Raw genomic sequence first — 18,179 nt, 5'->3', positions numbered from 1 at the left:
GCGCGCGTTAGGCTCGGAACGATCGCGTACGCCGATCCACCGCGCCCGAGGGGAGCCCCGCAGGATGGACACCGCCACACCCGTTCCCGAGACCGCCGAGAGCCGGCGGCCCGGCACCGTCACGTACCGGCAGGCGGTGCTCGACGACGTCCCCGTCGTGGTGCCGCTGGTCGAGTCGGCCTACCGGGGCGACGCGAGCCGGGCGGGCTGGACCACCGAGGCGGACCTGCTGGACGGGCAGCGGACCGACCCGGAGGGCGTGGCCGCCGTGATCTCCGCCCCGGGCAGCGTGCTGCTGCTGGTGGAGCGGGACGGCGAGACCGTCGCCTGCTGCCAGCTGGAGCACCGCGGCGAGACCGCCTACTTCGGCATGTTCGCGGTCCGGCCCGAGCTCCAGGGCGCCGGTCTCGGCAAGCAGATCATCGCGGAGGCCGAGCGGCGGGTCCGCGCGCTGTGGGACGCCCGAGAGATGCACATGACCGTGATCACCGCCCGGGAGGAGCTGATCGCCTGGTACGAGCGGCGCGGCTACCGGCGCACCGGCGAGACGAGCCCCTTCCCGTACGGCGACGAGCGCTTCGGCCTCCCCCGGAGGGATGACCTCCGCTTCGAGCTCCTGGTGAAGCCCCTGGTCTGATCCTTTCGGCGGAAGCACGCGCTCACCCCCCGATCGACAGGAAAAAATGCGGTCGGAAGGGTGTCGCGCGAAAGAATTTCTCTTGACCCCTCTTGCGGGGACGCGTCATGCGCGGATACGGTTCCTTTACGCAAGGTTCTCCTGTGGAGGAAGAGGCATGACGGAAATTCTTGTGCAGGACGTGACCGGTGGGGGGATAGCCACCGATGCCCGCGTGATCGACCACCCTGCCTGGCCGGAGCTCAAGAACGCCGTGGAGGAGATCCGGGTCTGGCAGAACGCCGACGGATCCGTGGACCTCGAGGCCGAGGGCGCGCCCGCCCGCGCCCTCGTCGAGCTGACGGTGGACCGCATGGTGGCCGCCGTCGAGCAGCTCTCCCCGCTCGTGCCGCACGACGCCGAGTACCACCGCGCGCTCGTCGCCGACCTGCGCAAGTGGTCCGAGGGCGGCTTCGGCGTGCCGGACTTCCTGGACTCGCTGATGGTCTTCCACCCGGCCGCCGGCCGCGCGGACGGGCTCCAGCACCTCGTGCTCTTCCCGATGTACACGCAGAACGGCAACCCGGACCGCAACTTCGAGGCCGTCGTGCTCCGCATGGTCTGGCCCGAGTGGCTCTCCGAGCTGGAGGCCACCCGCTACGACAACCCGGGCTTCTGCGGCATCACCTTCGAGGACTTCACCGCCGGGTACGACACCAACTCGGCCGTCCTCTTCCCGGAGACCGTCGCCGTCCGCGAGGTCCCCGAGCGCTTCACCTGGGGCGGCATCTTCTGCGACCGCGAGGCCGCCCGCTTCCGCAAGGTCACCGAGGCCGCCGTCGACACCCTGGGCCTCAAGCTGCCCGCGGACATCGCCGCGATGCTCGACGACCAGAGCCGCTGCGAGCAGGCGTTCGTCCTCTGGGACCTGGTCCACGACCGCGCCCACAGCCGCGGCGACCTGCCCTTCGACCCCTTCATGATCAAGCAGCGCCAGCCGTTCTGGATGTACGGCCTGGAGGAGCTCCGCTGCGACCTCACCGCCTTCAAGGAGGCCGTGAAGCTGGAGGCCGAGGGCAACGAGCACGGCCGCGACGTGCAGTACGCGGTGCTCTTCGACCGGATGTTCCGCTTCCCGCTCACCGGCGACCGCAACCGCAACTACGACGGTCTGGGCGGCCAGCTCCTCTTCGCGTACCTCCACAAGAACGACGTGGTGCGCTGGACGGACAACGTCCTCACCATCGACTGGGAGCGCGCCCCCGAGGTCACCAACCGCCTCTGCGCCGACATCGAGACCCTCTACCGCGACGGCATCGACCGCCCGAAGCTGGTCCACTGGTTCAAGGCGTACGAGTTCGTCTCCGGCTACCTCGCCCCGCACCCGGGCTCCAAGTGGGCCAAGGGCCCCGACGCCCTGGACCTCTCCCTCCCGCCGCGCAAGCTCGTCGACGACGTGCTTCCCGACGAGTTTCCGCTCAGCATGTTCTTCGAGGCCCTCGCCAAGAAGATGAAGGGCGTGATCGCCGGGACCAAGGGCATCACGGCCGCGGACATGACGGGCACCGAGCGGGTCGCCGCGTGAGCGAGGCCCGCCAGGACACGGAGGAGGCGGCACCGATGAACGCCGAATCGAACGGCGGACCCCTCGACGGGGCCGTCATCGCGGTGGCCGGCGCGGCCGGCCCCGCCGGACGGGCGGCGCTGCTCCGCCTCGCCGGCGCCGGCGCGACCGTGGTCGCCGCCGACGCCGACCCGGCCCGGCTCGCCGAGGCGGTCGAGGCCGCCCGCGAGACCCAGGGCGCCAAGGTCGTCGGCGAGACCGTCGACCTCCTCGACCTCGGCGCCACGCGCGCGTGGGCCGAGAAGACGGAGAAGGAGTTCGGGCGCGTCGACGGACTCGTCCACCTCGTGGGCGGCTGGCGCGGCAGCTCCTCCTTCACCGAGACCGACCTCAAGGACTGGGACTTCCTGGAGAAGCTCCTGGTCCGCACGGTCCAGCACACCTCGCTCGCCTTCCACGACGCCCTGATCCGCAGCGGCGGCCGCGGCCGCTACGCCCTGGTCAGCCAGGTCGGCGCCCACAAGCCGCAGGCCAACAACGCCGCGTACAACGCGGGCAAGGCCGCCGCCGAGGCGTGGACCCTGGCGATGGCGGACTCGTTCCGCAAGCTGGGGGGCGAGGACGGCCCGCAGGCGGCGGCTGCGATCCTGGTGATCAAGGCATTGGTGCACGACGCCATGCGCGCCGAACGCCCCAACGCGAAGTTCGCGGGCTTCACCGACGTGAAGGACCTGGCCGACGAGATCGCCGGCCTGTGGGACCGGCCCGCCCAGGAAGTGAATGGACAGCGCCTGTGGCTGACCCCCGCACCGTGACCGCCGCCCTCGGGCACCGGACCGACGCCCGTCGTCACCACGACCCGTCGGTCCGGGGCTTCGCGAGCGACAACTACGCCGGCGTCCACCCCGAGGTGCTCGCCGCCATCGCCCTCGCCAACGACGGCCACCAGGTCGCCTACGGCGAGGACGAGTACACCGACCACCTCCAGCGGATCATCCACAGCCACTTCGGTCCGCTCGCGGAGGCGTTCCCGGTCTTCAACGGCACCGGAGCGAACGTGACCGCCCTCCAGGCGCTCACCGACCGCTGGGGCGCCGTGATCTGCGCCGAGTCCGCCCACATCAACGTGGACGAGGGCGGCGCGCCGGAGCGCATGGGCGGCCTCAAGCTGCTCACCGTGCCGACCCCGGACGGCAAGCTCACCCCCGAGCTGATCGACCGGCAGGCGTGGGGCTGGGAGGACGAGCACCGGGCGATGCCGCAGGTCGTCTCGATCACCCAGAACACCGAGCTGGGCACCGTCTACACCGTGGACGAGATCCGTGCCATCGTCGAGCACGCCCACTCCAAGGGCATGAAGGTGCACCTCGACGGCGCCCGGATAGCCAACGCGGCCGCCTCCCTCGACGTGCCGATGCGCGCCTTCACCAACGCGGTGGGCGTCGACGTCATCTCGTACGGCGGCACCAAGAACGGCATGCTCTTCGGCGAGGCCGTGATCGTCCTCAACCCGGACGCGGTCAGCCACATGAAGCACCTGCGCAAGCTGTCGATGCAGCTCGCGTCCAAGATGCGCTTCCTGTCGGTGCAGCTGGAGGCGCTGCTCGCCAAGGACCTGTGGCTGCGCAACGCCCGCCACGCCAACGCGATGGCCCGGCGCCTCGCGGACGGCGTGCGCGCCCTGGACGGGGTCGAGATCCTCTACCCGGTGCAGGCCAACGCGGTCTTCGCGCGGCTCCCGCACGAGGTCAGCCGCCGGCTCCAGAAGCGCTTCCGCTTCTACTTCTGGGACGAGCAGGCCGGCGACGTGCGCTGGATGTGCTCCTTCGACACCACGGAGGACGACGTCGACGCCTTCCTCCAGGCCCTGAAGGAAGAGCTGGCGCGCTAGTCCAAGCTGAATAGGTATGCGGTCGAGTGGAAGATGATTGACTCCGCTCGGCCGCCTGCCTATGCTCGCGATCGTGCAGCTGAGGCAGCGGAACCCGGACCTCGACGCGTATCTGGCGGTCGGCGAAGCCGTCGATCACGCCCACCCGATCGTCCGGGCCACTGCGGAGCGCCTCGCCGCCGATCACCCGGACGCCCACGCATACGCCGAAGCGGCCTATGTCCTCGTCCGCGACACCATCCCGCACTCCCAGGACACCGGCGACATGCGCGTCACCTGGCGCGCCTCCGACGTGCTGCAGCAGGGCACCGGCATCTGCTACGCCAAGTCGATCGCGTACGCCGCGCTCCTGCGGGCGCGCGGCATCCCCGCCGCCCTCTGCTACCAGCGGCTCACGGACGACGACGGCTCGAACCCGGCGATCCACGGCCTCGTCGCGGTGAGGCTGCCGGGCGAGCGGCGGTGGGCCCGACAGGACGTGCGCGGAAACGTGCCCCCGGGCGTCGACGCCCAGTTCTCGGTGGGCGAGGAGCGGCTGGCCTGGACCGTACGGCCGGAGCTCGGCGAGGTGGACTATCCGGAGCTCCACGAGGAACCCCATCCGGTGGTCCTCCGCGCTCTCCGCGCCGCCCCCGACCGGCCCTGCCTCTGGCGCACGCTCCCCACGGAGCTGTGAGGTCCGGAGAACCGGCTCCGGCCGGGACTACTTCCCGGCCGCCTTCAGCTGCTCCGGGGTGGGCGCCGTGCCGCCCAGGTGCGCCGGGATCCACCAGGTGTCCGTGGCGTCCTTCGGGCGCACCGGGTAGGCGCGCTGGGCGGCCTCCAGGAGCTCCTGGACGCGCTCGCGCAGCCGCCGGGTGATGGCACCCGCGTACTGGTCGGCGGGGGCCTCGACCGGCTCCCCGACCCGGATCGTCACCGGGATGTGGGCCCGCTTGAAGTTGCGGGGCCTGCCCTTCGTCCAGATCCGCTGCGTGCCCCACAGGGCCATCGGGATCAGCGGCACCCCGGCCTCCTGGGCGAGCCGGGCCGCGCCCGACTTGAAGCTCTTCAGGGTGAAGGACTCCGAGATGGTCGCCTCGGGGAAGACGCCGACGATCTCGCCCGCCCGCAGCGCCTCCAGGGCGTGCTGGTACGCGTGCTCGCCCTGCGCCCGGTCCACCGGGATGTGCTTCATGGCCCGCATCAGCGGCCCGGAGACCTTGTGCCGGAAGACCGACTCCTTCGCCATGAAGCGCACCAGTCGCTTCTGCGGCAGCGCGGCCAGACCGTTGAAGATGAAGTCCAGGTAGCTGATGTGATTGCTCACCAGGACGGCGCCGCCGGTCCGCGGGATGTGCTCCGAACCCTGTGTGTCGATCTTGAGGTCGAGCGCCTTGAACATGGTGAGCGCGGCGCCGACCACCGGTCGGTACACGAGTTCTGCCATGGGAGGAAGTACCCCTTCGTCTGTTGCCTTCGGGAGGGCTCTCCCGGCGAAGTTACGCGGCCGTAGGTTTTCGGCTTTGGGCAGATCGTGCCGCATGTGGGCCGCTGTGACCAGTCCAGGCGGCTTCGTAGGGGGAGATTCTCGTCACTCGCGGTGGTCGTGACGGGAATCCCGCGGCGCCGTGCGACGCTGCACGGAGAGAAGGACGCGGAACGAGGGGACAGGGATGACGGCGGACACCACCGAACGGCTCGGGCCGGCGCAGCTGGGCGGCGCGGAACCGGGAGAGCGGGCCACCCTCGTGCAGTTCTCCAGCGCCTTCTGCCAGCCCTGCCGCGCCACCCGCCGCACCCTCGCCGAGGTCGCCGCGATGGTGCCGGGCGTCGCCCACGTGGAGATCGACGCCGAGGAGCACCTCGACCTGGTCCGCGCGCTCGGGGTGACCCGTACCCCCACGGTCCTCGTCCTCGACGCGGACGGCCGGGTCGTCCGCCGGGCCGCCGGGCAGCCCCGCCGGGCCGACGTCATCGCCGCCCTCGGCCGCGCGCTCTGAGGCCGCCCCGCCGCGGGCCCCTGACGCGGTGACACATCTCCCACATCCCGGTACGCACTTGACCCGGGCCGTCACTCCTCGTCACCCTGACGGAGTGACCGGTGAACTCCTTCTCTACGGCCGGGCCCATGTGGACCTGGGCCGTCATGCGAGCGCGCGCTGTCCGGGCCTCTGACGCCCCCGGACCCCGCTCCATGCCGCCCCGCACGAAGGACAACTCCATGACGGTTTCGCCCGAGCTCCGTACCGTTCCCGCGATCGACGCGCCCAGGTCCGCCTCACCCGACCTGCTCCGCTCCGTCTTCCGCCGCCACGCCGCCGGCGTCGCGGTGATCACCGCCCACGGGGAGCGCCCCGTCGGCTTCACCGCCACCTCGCTCAACTCCGTCGCCGCCGACCCGCCGCTGATCTCCTTCGGCGTGGGCACCGGCTCCTCCAGCTGGCCCGTGCTCGCCGAGGCCGAGCACATCGGCGTCCACATACTCGGCGAGCACCAGGAGGAGCTGGCGGCCACCTTCGCGCGCAGCGGCGCCGACCGGTTCGCCGAGCCGACCCGCTGGAGCCGGGGCCCCGAGGGCGTGCCCGTGCTCGACGGCGTCCTGGCCTGGCTGGTGTGCCGGGTGGTGGCCCTGGTGCCCGCGGGGGACCACCGGATCGTGATAGCCCAGGCGGTCGCCGGCGACCCCGACGGCGCGGGCCGTCCGCTCCTCTACCACCACGGACGCTTCAACGCGCTGCGCGACTGAGGGTTCCCGTGGCGGCCCTCCCGGAAGGGTTGGGCAGATCACATTGCTGAGCGCTTGCTTAATGGTCACGAACTGGGTGTACTGACGAGTAATATCTGGTCGGGGCGTCCGGCGCCCCGACCGGAAACCCGCCCTTCAGGCGCCTATGCTGCGAGCAACAAGGCAGCCCAGTTATGACGATGCAGTAGGAGAGCCGGCGTGAGCTTGAGGATCGTTGTCTGTGTGAAGTACGTGCCGGACGCCACTGGCGACCGGAAGTTCGCCGACGACCTGACGGTCGACCGCGAGGACGTCGACGGTCTGCTGTCGGAGCTCGACGAGTACGCGGTCGAGCAGGCGCTGCAGATCGCCGAGGAGGCGGACGACGCCGAGGTCACCGTCCTCACCGTCGGCCCCGAGGACGCGCGCGACGCGCTGCGCAAGGCGCTGTCGATGGGCGCCGACAAGGCCGTCCACGTCGACGACGAGTCCATCCACGGCTCCGACGTCATGGCCACCTCGCTGGTGCTCGCCAAGGCGATCGAGAAGACCGGCTACGACCTGGTCATCGCCGGCATGGCCTCCACCGACGGCACCATGGGTGTCCTCCCGGCGATCCTGGCCGAGCGCCTCGGCGTCCCGCAGGTCACCCTGCTCTCCGAGGTCAAGGTCGAGGACGGCAAGGTCACCGGCCGCCGCGACGGCGACACCGCCTCCGAGCAGCTGGAGGCTTCCCTCCCGGCCGTCGTCTCCGTGACGGACCAGTCGGGCGAGGCGCGCTACCCGTCCTTCAAGGGCATCATGGCCGCCAAGAAGAAGCCGGTCGAGGAGCTGGAGCTCGACGACCTGGACATCGACGAGGACGAGGTCGGCCTGGCCGGTTCCTGGACCGCCGTCGACTCCGCCGACGAGCGTCCGGCGCGCACCGCGGGCACGATCGTCAAGGACGAGGGCGAGGGCGGCAAGCAGCTCGCCGAGTACCTCGCGAGCCAGAAGTTCATCTAAGGCTCCCGCGAGCCGCTCAGACTGCCCCCCTTTCGTTCGCAGGAGATTGAAGTCCCATGGCTGAGATTCTCGTCTACGTCGACCACGTCGACGGAGCCGTCCGCAAGCCCACCCTGGAGCTGCTGACCCTCGCCCGCCGCATCGGCGAGCCGGTCGCCGTCGCGCTGGGCAACGGCGCCGCCGACACCGCCGCCGTGCTCGCCGAGCACGGCGCCGTGAAGGTCCTCACCGCCGACGCCGCCGAGTTCGCCGAGTACCTCGTCGTCCCGAAGGTCGACGCCCTCCAGGCCGCGTACGAGGCTGTCTCCCCGGCCGCCGTGCTCGTCCCGTCCTCCGCCGAGAACAAGGAGATCGCGGCCCGCCTCGCGGTCCGCATCGGCTCCGGCATCATCACCGACGCCGTGGACCTGGAGGCCGGTGCCGAGGGCCCGGTCGCCACGCAGTCGGCGTTCGCCGCCTCGTACACGACCAAGTCCCGCGTCTCCAAGGGCACCCCGGTCATCACGGTCAAGCCGAACTCGGCCCCGGTCGAGGCCGCCCCGGCCGCCGGCGCCGTCGAGGCGCTCGCCGTCTCCTTCTTGGAGCAGGCCCACGGCACCAAGATCACCTCCCGCACCGCCCGCCAGTCGACCGGTCGCCCGGAGCTGACCGAGGCCGCGATCGTGGTCTCCGGCGGCCGCGGCGTCAACGGCGCCGAGAACTTCGCGATCATCGAGGCCCTCGCCGACTCGCTCGGCGCGGCCGTCGGCGCCTCCCGCGCCGCGGTGGACGCCGGCTGGTACCCGCACTCCAACCAGGTCGGCCAGACCGGCAAGTCGGTCTCCCCGCAGCTGTACATCGCCGCGGGCATCTCCGGCGCGATCCAGCACCGCGCCGGCATGCAGACCTCGAAGACCATCGTCGCCATCAACAAGGACGCCGAGGCCCCGATCTTCGACCTCGTCGACTACGGCGTGGTCGGCGACCTCTTCGACGTCGTCCCCGTCCTGACCCAGGAGGTCCAGGCCCGCAAGGGCTGACCACCGGCACCTGCACAGGTCCGCTTTCGCAGGTCCAGGGGCCGCACGGCGATTCTCGCCGTGCGGCCCCCGGCCGTTTCGGTCAACCATTGACGCAGGTCCCAGCGGACTACTAACTTCGCCATACGGATTGTTGATTCCGTGCAGCGGAAAACAGGAGGATCAGGGATGGGCCAGCAGGAGAAGGTGTCGACGAGCCTCGCGGGCGCGGTCAGCGAGGGCATCAGCTCCTCCCTCGCCGCGGTGGACGCGGAGCTCGACCGCCGCTACCCGGGCGACCCCGGCACCCGCCAGCCGGTCCACACCGTCTACGTCCCCGGCGACGTCTTCGACGCCGGCACCATCCGCTCCTGGGGCGACCAGGCCCTCGCCGCCCTGGACGAGCACGCCCCGGACGCCGCCTCCTTCGCCGCCGTCCTCGGCCTCTCCGACGACCTCGCCGAGGACGTGTACGCGCGCGTGCGCGCCAAGCTGGAGCGCGAGCCCATCGAGGACCTGCGGGTCGACTTCGAGGACGGCTACGCGGGCGCCGACGAGGACCAGGACGCGGCGCGTGCCGCCCGCCTGATCTCGGAGGCGTACGCGACCGGTACGGCCGCCCCGTACATGGGCATCCGGATGAAGTGCATGGAGGCCGCCGTCCGCGACCGCGGCATCCGCACCGCCGACGTCTTCCTCACCGGCCTCCTGGAGCACGGCGGCCTGCCCGACGGCCTGGTCCTCACCCTCCCGAAGGTCACCTACCCCGAGCAGGTCACCGCCTTCGTCCGGCTTCTCGAAGCCTTCGAGAAGGCCCACGGCCTCGACGCCGGCCGGCTCGGCTTCGAGATCCAGATCGAGACCAGCCAGTCCATCCTCGCCGCCGACGGCACCGCCGCCGTCGCCCGCATGATCGACGCCGCCGAGGGCCGCGCCACCGGCCTGCACTACGGCACCTTCGACTACAGCGCCTGCCTCGGCGTCTCCGCCGCCTACCAGGCCAGCGACCACCCGGCCGCCGACCACGCCAAGGCGATCATGCAGGTCGCCGCCGCCGGCACCGGCGTACGCGTCTCCGACGGCTCCACCAACGTCCTCCCGGTCGGCTCCACCGCCCACGTCCACGAGGCGTGGAAGCTGCACTACGGCCTCACCCGCCGCGCCCTGGCCCGCGCCTACTACCAGGGCTGGGACATGCACCCGGGCCACATCCCGACCCGCTACGCCGCCGTCTTCGCCTTCTACCGCGAGGGCTTCGAGACCGCCGCCAAGCGTCTCTCCGCCTACGCCAACCACGCCGGCGGCGACGTCATGGACGAGCCCGCCACCGCCAAGGCCCTCTCCTCCTACCTGTTGCGCGGCCTCCAGTGCGGCGCCCTCGACACCGCCGAGGTCGACGCCCTGACCGGGATGACCCGCGCGGCCCTGGAGCGGTTCGCCGCCCCGCGCCGCGGCGACCTCACGGCCGGCGCCGGCCGCTGACCGCAGGCCGCCCGCTCAGCCGGCCGGCGGAGGGACCTCGCCCGAACCCCGGGCGAGGAGCCGGGTCCCGATGACCGTCCGGCGGGGCGCCTCGGCGGCCCCGTCCAGACGCCGGAACAGCTGCTGGGCGGCCGCCCTGCCGAGCCCCGCCGGATCCTGCGCGACCACCGTCACGCCCAGGACGTCGCCCAGCTCGACGTCGTCGAAGCCGACCAGCGCCACCGGCGGTCCGCCCGCCCGGGCGGTGCGCCCGGCGAGCACCCGCACGGCGGTGACGGTGACCCGGTTGTTGCCCGCGAAGACCGCGGTCACCGGCTCCGGCCCGGACAGCATCCCGGCGAGCGCCGCCGCCACCCGCTCCGGATCCGTCGGCCCCGGCGCCACCCACCGCTCGTCGACCGGCAGCGCCGCGTCCTCCATCGCGGCCCGGTAGCCGCGCAGCCGCTCCGCCGCGGTGTGGATTCGCGGCCGGTCGCCGACGAAGCCGATCCGCCGGTGCCCGTGGGCGATCAGATGCGCCACCCCCTCCCGGGCCCCGCCGAAACCGTCCGAGAGGACCGCGTCCGCGTCCAGGAGACCCGCGGGCCGGTCCGCGAAGACGGTGGCCACGCCGGCCCGGATCTCCGGCTCCAGATACCGGTGGTCGTCCCCGGCCGGGATCACGATCAGGCCGTCCACCCGGCGCGCGCACAGCGCCAGCGCCAGCTCCCGCTCCCGCTCGGGGTCCGCCGCGCTGGAGCCGTTGATCAGCAGGGTGCCGTGCGCCCGGGCGACCTCCTCGACGGCCCGGCCGAGCTGCCCGTAGAACGGGTCGGCCAGGTCCTCCAGGACGAGCCCGATGGTCGCCGTGCGCCCCTTCCGCAGCACCCGCGCGCCGTCGTTGCGGCGGAAGCCGAGCGCGTCGACGGCCTCCCGCACCCGCCGCTCGGTCTCCGGCGTGACCCCCGGCTCGCCGTTCACCACCCGCGAGACGGTCTTGAGGCCGACGCCCGCCCGCGCGGCGACGTCCTTCATCGTGGGCCTGTTGCCGTAGCGGGGCTGGGGGCGGCTGGTCTCGGCCACGGTGCGGAAGTCCTCCGTAGGGGTGCCGGGGGGCGCGACCGGCGGATCGTGCGCCCGCGCGACCGAGCATAGAACGTGGAAAACGTTGTCAGACCCGTGAGAGCCTACGGGCATGCCCTCCGCCGCCACCCCCGCCGCCACCGGTCCGGGCGCCGTCCCGGCCTCCGTCCCGCACCCCCTGCCCGCCTCCGCCTCCGGCCCCGTCGTCGCGCTCGACATCGGCGGCACCAAGATCGCCGGGGCGCTGGTCGACGCCGGGGGACGGATCCTGGCCAGGTCCCGGCGGGAGACCCCGGCGCGGGAGGACGCGGAGACGGTGCTCGGGGCGGTCGCTCAGGTGCTCGACGCCCTCGCCGCCTCCCCGTTCTGGGACGCCGCCCAGGCCGTCGGCATCGGCAGCGCGGGGCCGGTGGACGCAGCCCGGGGCACGGTCAGCCCGGTGAACGTCCCCGGCTGGCGCGACTTCCCGCTGGTCGAACGGGTCCGGCGGATCACCGGCGGCCGACCGGTCACCCTCGTCGGCGACGGCGTCGCCATGACCGCCGCCGAACACTGGCTCGGCGCCGCCCGCGGCCACGCCAACGCCCTCTGCCTGGTCGTCTCCACCGGCGTCGGCGGCGGCCTCGTCCTCGACGGCCGTCTCCACCCGGGCCCCACCGGCAACGCCGGTCACATCGGCCACCTCAGCGTGGACCTCGACGGCGACCCCTGTGCCTGCGGCGGCCGCGGCTGTGTCGAACGCATCGCCGCCGGCCCGCACCTCGCCCGCCACGCCCTCGACCAGGGCTGGCGGCCCGGCCCCGACGGCGACACCTCCGCCGTCGCGGTGGCCGAGGCGGCGCGCGCCGGGCATCCGGTCGCCGTCGCCGCCTTCGAGCGGGCCGCCCGCGCCCTCGCGGCCGGCATCGCCGCCACCGCGCACCTGGTGGAGGTCGACATCGCGGTCGTCGGCGGGGGAGTGGCCGCAGCCGGCGACGTCCTCTTCGCCCCGCTCCGGCGCGCCCTCGGCGACTACGCCACGCTCTCCTTCGCCCGGGGTCTCACGGTCGTCCCCGCCGCCACCGGCACGGACGCGGGGCTCCTCGGCGCCGCCGCCGCGGCCCGCGCCACCGCCGACGGGGGCTGAGCGGCCCCGGGCGCCGCGCTCACTCCCGTACCGGGGAAGCCCGCTCGGGCGCCGCCGCCTCCTCTTCCGCCCGCTGTGGGGTCCGCTGCTCCACCACGACCAGGAAGGCGTCGGACGCCAGGTCCATCACCACCCGGGCCGGCACACCCTCCTCGCGGCGCGCGCCCGCGTACTCCTCCGCGGGCCAGTGCCCCCGGGGCCCGCCCGCCGGAAACCGCTCCAGAACCGTACGGTCCATCTCCGCACCCCCTCGTGCTCGCATGTTCAACGACCTCCGGGCCGGAAGCGTTACGCCTCGGCCCGGACATGTGTTCGTGGTTTTCGTGGCAGGGTGTTGCGGGCAAGCCACAGGGGGCCGTCGATGAGGGGGGAAACGTGATCGTCTGGATCAACGGTGCTTTCGGCGCGGGGAAGTCCAGCACCGCGCGCGAACTGGTCGGCCTGATCCCGCACAGCACGCTGTACGACCCCGAGGCGACCGGCGCGCAGCTGCGCCGCCTGCTGCCCGCCAAGCGCCTCGCCGAGGTGGACGACTACCAGGACCTGCCCATCTGGCGCCGGCTCGTCGTGGACACCGCCGCCGCCCTGCACGCCGAGGTCGGCGGGGTGCTCGTGGTCCCGATGACCCTGCTGCGGCAGGAGTACCGGGACGAGATCTTCGGCGGCCTCGCCGCCCGCCGCATCGACGTCCGGCATGTGCTCCTGGCACCGGAGGAAACGATCCTGCGGAGACGTATCGACGGACGCGCGGAGTACGGCGACCCGGACGTCGACGCCGACGTGCGCCGCTGGTGCCACGACCACGTCCCCGCCTACCGGGAGGCCGCCGCCGGCTGGCTCGGCGCCGACGCCCACACCGTCGACACCTCGGCGCTCACCGTCGCCGAGACCGCCCGGGCCGTCGCCGACGCGGTCCAGGGAGGGCACGCCGCGCCCTGCGGCATCGTCCAGACGCCCGAACCGACCCGCGAGACGCTGGCCGCCGGCGTCCTCCTCTTCGACGAGGAGGACCGCTTCCTGCTCGTCGACCCCACCTACAAGCCCGGCTGGGAGTTCCCCGGCGGCGTCGTCGAGTCCGGCGAACCGCCCGCCCGCGCCGGCATGCGCGAGGTCGCCGAGGAGATCGGTCTGGAGCTCGACGCCGTCCCCCGGCTGCTCCTCGTCGACTGGGAACGGCCCCAGCCGCCCGGCTACGGCGGTCTCCGGCTGCTCTTCGACGGCGGCCGGCTCGCCGCCCGCGACACCGCCCGGCTCCGGCTCCCCGGCGCCGAACTGCGGGCCTGGCGCTTCGTCACCGAGGAGGAGGCCGCCGACCTCCTCCCGCCGGTCCGGTACGACCGCCTCCGCTGGGCCCTGCGCGCGCGGGAACGCGGCACGGTGCTCAACCTGGAGGCCGGCGTACCGGTCGGCTGACCGCCCCCGTCAGAGCACCACGGCCCCGGCCGCCGCGGCCGCCGACAGCTGCTCCGCGGTGTCCTCGGTCACCACGGGCCCGTGCCCGCAGCACAGCACCGACGGCCGCAGCTCCGCCAGCCGCCGCATCGACTCCAGGGCCCGCGCGCGGTCCACGTGGAACACGCCGAAGGTCACCCCGCGCACCGACGCCACGGTGTCGCCGGCGAAGAGCACCCCGTGCCGGGGGAGGTGGACGGCCATCGAACCGGGGGTGTGGCCGGGGGTGTGGACGGCGACCGCGCCGTCCCCGAAGCCCAGGTCGTCGCCGTCCCCGACCTCCCGGTCCACCCGGGTCGGCGGCGCCTCCGGGCAGGTGAGGCCGTGGTCCCAGAGGGGGCGCTCCCACTCCAGCAGGTCGGGCAGGGGCATCGGCAGCCCGCCGCGGACGTAGGGGGCGTCCAGCCGGTGGGCGACGATCTCGGCGCCGTGCCGGTCGGCCAGCTCCTGCGCCGCGCCCACGTGGTCGCGGTGGCCGTGGGTCACGACGATCCGGGCCAGCCGGTCCGGGTCCAGGCCGGCCGCCCGGATCGCCGTCGTCGTGCGGTCCGCCGCCCCGGCCCAGCCGGCGTCCACGAGGGTCAGGTCCGTGTCGTCCCGCCACAGGTACGCCTGCCCGATCGAATAGTCGAGCAGGTGCAGCCGGGGCGTGATCCTCAGGGGTTCCATGCGCCGAACGTAGGCGCCGGGACGGCCCCGCCGGGGCGTTCTACGCTCTCCGCGAGGTTCGCCCGACGCTGAACCGCCGGAGCGGGCCCGGGGCCGGCTCCGGCGGTCGTCCGGACGTCAGACCCCGCGGCTCGCCGCGTAGTTGACGAGGAACAGCGCCTCGGCGACGGAGAGCCGCTCCAGCTCCTCCGGCGAGACCGACTCGTTGACCGCGTGGATCTGCGCCTCCGGCTCGCTCAGACCGATGAGCAGGATCTCGGCCTGGGGGTAGAGCGAGGCGAGCGTGTTGCACAGCGGGATCGAGCCGCCCATGCCGGCCGCCTGCATCTCCTGGCCCGGGTACGCGATCCGCATCGCCTCCGCCATCGACGCGTACGCCGGGCTGGCGGTGTCCGCCTGGAACGGCTGGCCCTGGCCGACCTGCTCCAGGGTCACGCGCGCGTTCCACGGCGTGTGCTTCTCGATGTGGGCGAAGAGCAGCTTGGTCGCCTCGGCCGCGTCCTGGCCCGGCGGCACCCGCAGGCTGATCTGCGCGCGGGCGGTCCGCGGGATCGACGGGGTCGCCCCCGCCACCGGGTGGCAGTCGATGCCGATGACGGTGACGGCCGGACGGGCCCAGATGCGGTCGGCGACCGTGCCCGCGCCGGGCAGGTCCACACCCGGCAGCACCTTGGCGTCGGCCCGGAACTGCTCCTCCGGGTACTGCAGGCCCTCCCACACCGCGTCGGCCGGCAGACCGTCGATCACCGTCGAGCCGTCCTCGGCCCGCAGCGAGTCCAGGACCCGGATGAGCGCGGCGAGCGCGTCGGGCGCGGCACCGCCGAACTGGCCCGAGTGGAGGTTGCCCTCCAGGGTGTCGACCTGGACCCGGATCATCGTCATGCCGCGCAGGGTCGCCGTCACCGTCGGCAGGCCGACCCGGAAGTTGCCCGCGTCGCCGATCACGATGGTGTCCGCGATGAGCAGCTCGGGGTGCTCCTCGGCGTACCGCTCCAGACCGCCGGTGCCCTGCTCCTCCGAGCCCTCGACGATCATCTTGACGGTCACCGGCACGCCGCCGTTGGCCTTGAGGGCCCGCAGCGCCAGCAGGTGGAGGATGAAGCCGCCCTTGCAGTCGGCGGCGCCGCGCCCGTACCAGCGGCCGTCCTCGCGCTCGGTGAGCTGGAACGGCGGGGTCAGCCACGCCGACTCGTCCAGCTTCGGCTGGACGTCGTAGTGGGCGTAGAGCAGGACCGTCGGCGCGCCGGCCGGGCCGGGCAGCACGCCGTACACGGCCTGGGAACCGTCCGGGGTGTCGAGCAGCGCCACGTCGTGGAAGTCCTCGGCGCGCAGCGCGTCGGCGACCCAGTTCGCCGCCGCCTCGCACTCGCTGCGGGGCGCCACGGCCTCGTCCGCGACCGACTCGAAGGCGACCAGTTCCGCCAGCTCGGACTTGGCCCGGGGCATCAGGGACCGGACGGTCTCGGCGATCGGATTCGGGGTCATGGGCACGCTCCTCGTGGGTGCGACGTTGGTGCGAGAGAGAGCGAACGGCGTATCGGGTGGTACGGCGTTCGCACCGTCGATCCTACGACCGGGCTGTGACCTACCGAGCCGTAGGATGCGGGAAGCAGACGCCGGTCGGATCAGGAGCAGAAGCACACGTGAGCAGCGAGCACGCAGAGAACGCCGGTCCGGAGCACACCGAGCCGCTCGGGGAGACCGGTCCGGAGCCCGGCCTCGACCCCGGACCCGGCCCGGAACGGCCGGACGTGTGGGACGTGGTGGTCGTCGGCGCCGGTCCGGCGGGCGCGTCGGCGGCGTACGCGGCGGCGGTCGCCGGCCGCCGGGTGCTGCTCCTGGAGAAGTCCGAGCTGCCCCGGTACAAGACCTGCGGCGGCGGCATCATCGGCCCCTCCCGGGACGCGCTGCCGCCGGGCTTCGAACTGCCGCTCCAGGACCGGGTGCACGCGGTCACCTTCTCGCTCGAGGGCCGGTTCGCCCGCACCCGCCGCTCCCGCCGGATGCTCTTCGGGCTGATCAACCGGCCCGAGTTCGACGCCCAGCTCGTGGAGCACGCGCAGAAGGCCGGCGCGCAGCTCCGCACCGGCGCGACCGTGACCAGGGTGGAGCAGCACGGACCGGCCGTGCCGGACCGGCGCACGGTCGCGGTGGTGCTCGCCGACGGCGAGACGGTGCTCGCGCGCGCCGTGGTCGGCGCGGACGGCAGCGCCAGCCGGATAGGGGCGCACGTCGGGGTGAAGCTGGGCCAGGTCGACCTGGGCCTGGAGGCGGAGATCCCGGTGCCGCCGTCGGTGGCGGAGGACTGGAAGGGCCGCATCCTCATCGACTGGGGCCCGATGCCCGGCAGTTACGGCTGGGTCTTCCCGAAGGGCGACACGCTCACGGTCGGCGTCATCTCGGCGCGCGGCGAGGGCGCGGCGACCAAGCGCTACCTGGAGGACTTCGTCGCCCGGCTCGGCCTCGCCGGCTTCGAGCCCGGCATCTCCTCGGGCCATCTGACCCGCTGCCGCACCGACGACTCGCCGCTCTCCCGCGGCCGGGTCCTGGTCTGCGGCGACGCGGCGGGCCTGCTGGAGCCGTGGACCCGCGAGGGCATCTCGTACGCGCTCCGCTCCGGCCGGCTCGCCGGCGAGTGGGCGGTGCGGGTGGCGGAGGCCGGCGACGCGGTGGACGCCCGGCGCCAGGCGCTGAACTACGCCTTCGCGATCAAGGCGGGCCTCGGGGTGGAGATGGCGGTCGGGCGACGGATGCTCGCCGTCTTCGAGCGCCGGCCGGGGCTGCTGCACGCGGTGATCACCGGGGTACGGCCGGCCTGGAAGGCGTTCGCGGACATCACCCGGGGCTCGGCGACGCTGGCCGGCATGGTCCGGTCGAACGGTCTGGCCCGGCGCGCCCTCGAGGTGCTCGACCGGCGCATGGACACCGAGTCGGGCGTCGGCCCGGCGGGCCGGGGCGTGAGCCGCAGGGACGAGGACGTCGTCCCGGAGGGGACGGACGGCGACGGGGTGTCCACCGGACGGCGGGAGCCCGAGGCGTCCTGACCCGGGCGCCGTCCGGGAGGCCGGGGTCGGGAGAGTGGAGCGTGAGGGTGGGCACGGACCGGTGGTCCGTGCCCACCCTCACGCGTTCCGGGCGCCGTCGGCGTCGGCGTTGATGCGGAAGACCGGGTGCTTGGGCGCGATGGCGCGCAGTTCGTCGTCGGTGGAGTCCGGGCCGACGCCGGCGAAGAAGACGCCGACCTCGGCCTTCCAGCGCTTGAGGTAGGCACGCAGCACGGCCACCTTGGCGTCGTCGCCGACCTCGGTCGCGGTGAACGGCTCGACGTGCTTGCCGAGGTGCAGTTCGCCGCCGCCGACCGCCCGCATGTTGCGGGTCCACTGGACGTGGCCGCGGGGGGCGACGAGGTAGCGCTCGCCGTCGAGGGTGAGCACGTTGACGGGGGTGGTCCGCCAGGCGCCGCTCTTGCGGCCCTTCACGGCGAGGACCCGGGAGCCCCAGACGCTGATGCCCCGGCGGGTCAGCCAGGCGACGGACCGGTTGAAGACGTTGACGGTGAACCAGCCGGGCTTGATGACGTGGGCGGAGGCGGGGGACGGGGCGGGGG

At 73.4% G+C, this 18,179-nt stretch carries 19 protein-coding genes; 13 read left to right on the top strand and 6 right to left on the bottom strand.

Going from position 1 to position 18,179, the window contains the following annotated elements; genetic code table 11:
* Positions 1-64 precede the first annotated feature (64 nt).
* The 5 genes from IF73_RS0119925 (at position 65) to IF73_RS0119905 (ending at position 4,747) form a co-directional block, all read left to right on the top strand.
* Entirely contained in the window at positions 65-637 is a 573-nt protein-coding gene (locus IF73_RS0119925) for a GNAT family N-acetyltransferase (RefSeq protein WP_031009885.1), read from the top strand.
* 157 nt (positions 638-794) lie between these two features.
* Entirely contained in the window at positions 795-2,201 is a 1,407-nt protein-coding gene (locus tag IF73_RS0119920; RefSeq protein ID WP_031009883.1) for a DUF6421 family protein, read from the top strand.
* Between the two features lie 35 nt (positions 2,202-2,236).
* Positions 2,237-2,995, top strand: a complete 759-nt coding sequence (locus IF73_RS0119915) for an SDR family NAD(P)-dependent oxidoreductase (RefSeq protein WP_031009881.1) — start codon at positions 2,237-2,239, stop codon at positions 2,993-2,995.
* Positions 2,974-4,071, top strand: a complete 1,098-nt coding sequence (locus tag IF73_RS0119910) for a threonine aldolase family protein (RefSeq protein WP_051717036.1) — start codon at positions 2,974-2,976, stop codon at positions 4,069-4,071. The genes IF73_RS0119915 and IF73_RS0119910 overlap by 22 nt, the downstream gene beginning before the upstream one ends.
* 61 nt (positions 4,072-4,132) lie before the next feature.
* Positions 4,133-4,747: a transglutaminase-like domain-containing protein gene (locus IF73_RS0119905; protein ID WP_420706568.1), complete on the top strand. Its 615-nt coding sequence runs from the start codon at positions 4,133-4,135 to the stop codon at positions 4,745-4,747.
* Positions 4,748-4,774: 27 nt separating this feature from the next.
* Here the strand turns inward: IF73_RS0119905 and IF73_RS0119900 are convergent, their stop codons facing one another.
* Positions 4,775-5,500 (bottom strand): lysophospholipid acyltransferase family protein, encoded by a 726-nt coding sequence (locus tag IF73_RS0119900; RefSeq protein WP_031009874.1) that lies wholly within the window; start codon positions 5,498-5,500, stop codon positions 4,775-4,777.
* Positions 5,501-5,726: 226 nt separating this feature from the next.
* Between IF73_RS0119900 and IF73_RS0119895 the strand changes: the two genes are divergently transcribed.
* The 5 genes from IF73_RS0119895 to IF73_RS0119870 all read left to right on the top strand — a co-directional run bounded on the left by IF73_RS0119895 (position 5,727) and on the right by IF73_RS0119870 (position 10,263).
* Positions 5,727-6,053, top strand: coding sequence for a TlpA family protein disulfide reductase (locus IF73_RS0119895; RefSeq protein ID WP_031009873.1), 327 nt, complete (start codon positions 5,727-5,729; stop codon positions 6,051-6,053).
* A gap of 221 nt (positions 6,054-6,274) precedes the next feature.
* Positions 6,275-6,799 carry a flavin reductase family protein gene (locus tag IF73_RS0119885; protein WP_031009869.1) on the top strand — a complete coding sequence of 175 codons (525 nt, stop codon included), beginning with the start codon at positions 6,275-6,277 and terminating at the stop codon, positions 6,797-6,799.
* 198 nt (positions 6,800-6,997) lie between these two features.
* Positions 6,998-7,783: an electron transfer flavoprotein subunit beta/FixA family protein gene (locus tag IF73_RS0119880; RefSeq protein ID WP_031009867.1), complete on the top strand. Its 786-nt coding sequence runs from the start codon at positions 6,998-7,000 to the stop codon at positions 7,781-7,783.
* A gap of 56 nt (positions 7,784-7,839) precedes the next feature.
* Entirely contained in the window at positions 7,840-8,802 is a 963-nt protein-coding gene (locus IF73_RS0119875; RefSeq protein ID WP_031009865.1) for an electron transfer flavoprotein subunit alpha/FixB family protein, read from the top strand.
* A gap of 168 nt (positions 8,803-8,970) precedes the next feature.
* Positions 8,971-10,263 (top strand): DUF6986 family protein, encoded by a 1,293-nt coding sequence (locus IF73_RS0119870; protein WP_031009863.1) that lies wholly within the window; start codon positions 8,971-8,973, stop codon positions 10,261-10,263.
* Between the two features lie 15 nt (positions 10,264-10,278).
* On the opposite strand, the gene IF73_RS0119865 is transcribed toward IF73_RS0119870, so the two are convergent.
* Positions 10,279-11,325, bottom strand: coding sequence for a LacI family DNA-binding transcriptional regulator (locus IF73_RS0119865; RefSeq protein WP_031009860.1), 1,047 nt, complete (start codon positions 11,323-11,325; stop codon positions 10,279-10,281).
* Between the two features lie 112 nt (positions 11,326-11,437).
* Between IF73_RS0119865 and IF73_RS0119860 the strand changes: the two genes are divergently transcribed.
* On the top strand, positions 11,438-12,451 hold the full coding sequence (locus IF73_RS0119860; protein WP_078868154.1) for an ROK family protein: 1,014 nt from the start codon (positions 11,438-11,440) through the stop codon (positions 12,449-12,451).
* 19 nt (positions 12,452-12,470) lie between these two features.
* Here IF73_RS0119860 and IF73_RS0119855 read toward each other — a convergent pair whose 3' ends face one another.
* Entirely contained in the window at positions 12,471-12,689 is a 219-nt protein-coding gene (locus IF73_RS0119855; RefSeq protein WP_031009857.1) for a hypothetical protein, read from the bottom strand.
* A 137-nt stretch (positions 12,690-12,826) separates the two neighbouring features.
* On the opposite strand from IF73_RS0119855, the gene IF73_RS0119850 reads away from it, so the two are divergent.
* Positions 12,827-13,864, top strand: a complete 1,038-nt coding sequence (locus IF73_RS0119850; RefSeq protein ID WP_031009855.1) for an NUDIX hydrolase — start codon at positions 12,827-12,829, stop codon at positions 13,862-13,864.
* 9 nt (positions 13,865-13,873) lie between these two features.
* On the opposite strand, the gene IF73_RS0119845 is transcribed toward IF73_RS0119850, so the two are convergent.
* Both IF73_RS0119845 and IF73_RS0119840 read right to left on the bottom strand, forming a co-directional pair.
* Positions 13,874-14,572 carry an MBL fold metallo-hydrolase gene (locus IF73_RS0119845; protein WP_031009852.1) on the bottom strand — a complete coding sequence of 233 codons (699 nt, stop codon included), beginning with the start codon at positions 14,570-14,572 and terminating at the stop codon, positions 13,874-13,876.
* A gap of 117 nt (positions 14,573-14,689) precedes the next feature.
* Entirely contained in the window at positions 14,690-16,057 is a 1,368-nt protein-coding gene (locus IF73_RS0119840) for a dipeptidase (protein WP_031009850.1), read from the bottom strand.
* 266 nt (positions 16,058-16,323) lie between these two features.
* Here IF73_RS0119840 and IF73_RS0119835 point away from each other — a divergent pair, with 266 nt between their 5' ends.
* Positions 16,324-17,616: a geranylgeranyl reductase family protein gene (locus IF73_RS0119835; RefSeq protein ID WP_051717051.1), complete on the top strand. Its 1,293-nt coding sequence runs from the start codon at positions 16,324-16,326 to the stop codon at positions 17,614-17,616.
* A gap of 78 nt (positions 17,617-17,694) precedes the next feature.
* Here IF73_RS0119835 and IF73_RS0119830 read toward each other — a convergent pair whose 3' ends face one another.
* Positions 17,695-18,147, bottom strand: coding sequence for a nitroreductase family deazaflavin-dependent oxidoreductase (locus IF73_RS0119830; protein ID WP_031009845.1), 453 nt, complete (start codon positions 18,145-18,147; stop codon positions 17,695-17,697).
* Positions 18,148-18,179: the final 32 nt, after the last annotated feature.

It is taken from the genome of Streptomyces sp. NRRL F-5727, from assembly GCF_000719555.1.
GTDB lineage: Bacteria > Actinomycetota > Actinomycetes > Streptomycetales > Streptomycetaceae > Streptomyces.
This window is presented reverse-complemented; position numbering and strand designations above follow the sequence as displayed.

Coding starts and splice junctions, on each gene's coding strand:
- IF73_RS0119925 (WP_031009885.1), top strand. CDS start 65: ATGGACACCGCCACACCCGTTCCCGAGACCGCCGAGAGCCGGCGGCCC.
- IF73_RS0119920 (WP_031009883.1), top strand. CDS start 795: ATGACGGAAATTCTTGTGCAGGACGTGACCGGTGGGGGGATAGCCACC.
- IF73_RS0119915 (WP_031009881.1), top strand. CDS start 2,237: ATGAACGCCGAATCGAACGGCGGACCCCTCGACGGGGCCGTCATCGCG.
- IF73_RS0119905 (WP_420706568.1), top strand. CDS start 4,133: ATGCTCGCGATCGTGCAGCTGAGGCAGCGGAACCCGGACCTCGACGCG.
- IF73_RS0119900 (WP_031009874.1), bottom strand. CDS start 5,500: ATGGCAGAACTCGTGTACCGACCGGTGGTCGGCGCCGCGCTCACCATG.
- IF73_RS0119895 (WP_031009873.1), top strand. CDS start 5,727: ATGACGGCGGACACCACCGAACGGCTCGGGCCGGCGCAGCTGGGCGGC.
- IF73_RS0119885 (WP_031009869.1), top strand. CDS start 6,275: ATGACGGTTTCGCCCGAGCTCCGTACCGTTCCCGCGATCGACGCGCCC.
- IF73_RS0119875 (WP_031009865.1), top strand. CDS start 7,840: ATGGCTGAGATTCTCGTCTACGTCGACCACGTCGACGGAGCCGTCCGC.
- IF73_RS0119870 (WP_031009863.1), top strand. CDS start 8,971: ATGGGCCAGCAGGAGAAGGTGTCGACGAGCCTCGCGGGCGCGGTCAGC.
- IF73_RS0119860 (WP_078868154.1), top strand. CDS start 11,438: ATGCCCTCCGCCGCCACCCCCGCCGCCACCGGTCCGGGCGCCGTCCCG.
- IF73_RS0119855 (WP_031009857.1), bottom strand. CDS start 12,689: ATGGACCGTACGGTTCTGGAGCGGTTTCCGGCGGGCGGGCCCCGGGGG.
- IF73_RS0119845 (WP_031009852.1), bottom strand. CDS start 14,572: ATGGAACCCCTGAGGATCACGCCCCGGCTGCACCTGCTCGACTATTCG.
- IF73_RS0119840 (WP_031009850.1), bottom strand. CDS start 16,057: ATGACCCCGAATCCGATCGCCGAGACCGTCCGGTCCCTGATGCCCCGG.